This is a genomic window from Actinoplanes sp. NPDC048791 (assembly GCF_040650095.1).
Classification (GTDB): domain Bacteria; phylum Actinomycetota; class Actinomycetes; order Mycobacteriales; family Micromonosporaceae; genus Actinoplanes.
Genome location: NZ_JBEZGQ010001097.1, coordinates 1 through 2,633 on the forward strand (window position 1 = coordinate 1; position 2,633 = coordinate 2,633).

The window sequence follows — 2,633 nt, forward strand, 5'->3', positions numbered from 1 at the left end:
CTCACCGGCGACGGCGATCTCGTCACCGTCGGCCAGCGGCGCGGGCATCGGCTCGATGCTGATCGGGGAGCTCTACTGATGGCCCGCGTCCTGGTCACCGTCGGGATGGGCCCCTGGCCCTTCGACCGGCTCATCGCCGCGCTGGCTCCGCTGTGCGCCGGGCACGAGGTGTTCGCCCAGACCGGCACGTCCACCGTCGTCCCGCCCTGCCCGCACGCGGCGTTCCTGCCGCTGGACGAGCTGCAGGAACGGCTCGCCGCGGCGGACGTCGTGCTCACTCACGCCGGCAACACCGTGCGGCTGGTGCAGCGGCTCGGCGGCGTGCCGGTGGCGGTGGCGCGCGAGGCCGCGCGTGGCGAGATGGGCAACGACCACCAGGTCGAATATCTGCGGGCCGAGGAGCGGGCCGGCCGGGTGGTCGCGGTCTGGGACGTCGGCGACCTGGTCGGAGCGGTCGCGCGGCACAGGGAGGACGCGCGGCGGTTGCTCGCCGAGCGCCCGCTGCCACCGGCGGTCTCCGACGAGCGGCTCGTGGCCGTCCTCGACGAGCTCTGCGGGCGGCTGGTGCGATGAACCCGTTCGCCGGCCATCCGTTGCACCGGTACGCCTTCGCCTGGGAGCAGCTCGACGGGCGCACCGGACGGCACCTCGACCTGGGCTGCGGCACCGGCGACTTCCTCGGCGTGCTGCACACCGCGGGCAGTGTCGTGGCGGAAGGAGCCGACCCGCACCCCGGATATCTGGCGGAGGTGCGGGCCCGGCACCCCGGGCTGACGCTGCACCAGCTGACTGTGGGCGCGCCGCTGGAGCTGCCCGATGCCTGCTACGACTCGGTGAGTGCGCTCGACATGCTTGAACACGTACCGGATGAGGCCAAGCTGCTGGCCGAGGCGCACCGCATCCTGGTCCCCGGCGGGCTGCTCGTGGTGACCGTGCCGCGCCGGCACGTCTTCTCGTTCCTCGACCCGGACGACGCCAAGTTCCGGCTGCCGCGGCTGCACCGCTGGGTCTACACCCGCCGCTTCGGCGCCCGCGTCTACCACGAGCGCTTCACCGACCTGGCCGACGACCTGCGCGGCGACATGTCCGTCGGCAAGGACCGGCACACCAACTACCGCACGCCGGAGCTGCTGCGGTTGTTGCGGGACAACGGCTTCGAGCCCGTGGTGGTGACCGGGGCCAACCTGTTCTGGCGCTGGCTGCAGATCCCCGCCCTGCTCACCGGCGGCCCGCTGCGGCGGCTGCTGGAGCGCGGCATCCATCTGGACGGGCGGCTGTTCCGCTCGGCCAACCTGTTCGTCGCGGCGAGGAGACTGCCATGACCCTCGGTGAGAAGGCCCGGCTGGCGGCGTTCTTCGGCCGGCTGGCGGTCAAGGAACGGTTCGCGCCCCGGCTGCACGTGCGGCCGCTGGTCGCCGAGCTGTTCCTCACCGACAACTGCAACCTGCGCTGCACCAGCTGCGGCTGCTGGACCTCGAACACCAAGGGCGAGCTGTCCACCCAGGAGTGGCAGGACGTGCTGCGGCAGCTCGTGGCGCTGCGCATCCACAAGGTCAACTTCACCGGCGGGGAGCCGCTGATCCGGCCGGACGCGATCGCGCTGATGGCGTACGCCCGCAGCGCCGGCGTGCGCCACCTGCACCTCAACAGCAACGGCATCCGGCTCACCCCGGCCGTCCTGGACGAGGTCATCGCCGCGGGCGTGCGCAGCTTCAACGTCTCGGTCGACGGCCCGACCGCCCTGGTCCACGACCGGATCCGTGGCCGCCTGGGCGCCTTCGCGACCACCACTGAGCATCTGCGGCACCTGATCGCCCAGCGCGACCGGCACCGGCTCAAGGTGCGGATGAACTTCACGGTCATGCGCGACAACGTGGACAGCCTGCCGGCCATCGCCGCCCTGGCCCAGGAGCTCGGCGTCGCCCTCTACCTCAACCTCGTCACCGACCGCACGTTCCTGTTCCGCACGGACGCGGTGACCGACCAGACCGCCGTCGACCGCGGCCGCCTCGACGCCGCCCTGGCCGAGCTGGAGGAGCTGGCCCGCCGGGACCGGCGCTGGCTGCCGCGCTACTCCGACCTGCGCTACCTGCGCGGCCACTTCAGCGACCTCGTGCAACGCGACCTGCCGTGCGCCGAGTCGCAGCTCAAGCTGATGATCCACTCGCAGGGCCAGGTCGGCGGGTGCTGGGCCCACGACCCCACCGCCACCGTTCGCTCCCGGTCGCTGGCCGCCATCGTCGACGCCCCCGAATACCGCGAGGAGCACGCCAGGCTGTTCCGCAAGGAGTGCGTCGGCTGCGGCAGCAACTACAGCCTCAACCTGCGGTGGCGGCCCGGCACGTACCTCGCGGACCTGCGGTGGCGCGCGGGACGGAAGTCCCTTGCGGCCTAGCCGGCCCCTCTACGACGCGCTCGCCGACGGCTACGAGGAGCACTTCGCCGTCCCGCACCGCCGCGCCTACGACGACCTGGCCTGGGAGCAGACGGCGGCCCTGCTGCCGCAGCCCCCGGCCCGGATCGTCGACGCCGGCTGCGGCGTCGGGCGCTGGGCGCGCCGCCTGCGTGCCGGAGTGAGGTCGCCGACCTGGCCGGGGTCAGCGTCGAGTACTACGCCCAGCTCGAGCGGGGCA

3 protein-coding genes and 1 pseudogene are annotated in these 2,633 nt (G+C 72.9%); all 4 read left to right on the forward strand.

From position 1 onward, the window contains the following. A partial coding sequence (locus AB0C29_RS42690; RefSeq protein ID WP_360833275.1) for a hypothetical protein occupies positions 1 to 573 on the forward strand: 573 nt, incomplete at its 5' end. Continuing rightward, positions 570 to 1,322: a methyltransferase domain-containing protein gene (locus AB0C29_RS42695; protein WP_360833277.1), complete on the forward strand. Its 753-nt coding sequence runs from the start codon at positions 570 to 572 to the stop codon at positions 1,320 to 1,322. The genes AB0C29_RS42690 and AB0C29_RS42695, both read left to right, overlap by 4 nt. Beyond that, on the forward strand, positions 1,319 to 2,395 hold the full coding sequence (locus AB0C29_RS42700) for a radical SAM protein (protein WP_360833279.1): 1,077 nt from the start codon (positions 1,319 to 1,321) through the stop codon (positions 2,393 to 2,395). The genes AB0C29_RS42695 and AB0C29_RS42700 overlap by 4 nt, the downstream gene beginning before the upstream one ends. Beyond that, a pseudogene (locus tag AB0C29_RS42705) lies at positions 2,385 to 2,633 on the forward strand (hypothetical protein); the annotation flags it as partial. The gene AB0C29_RS42700 and the pseudogene AB0C29_RS42705, both read left to right, overlap by 11 nt.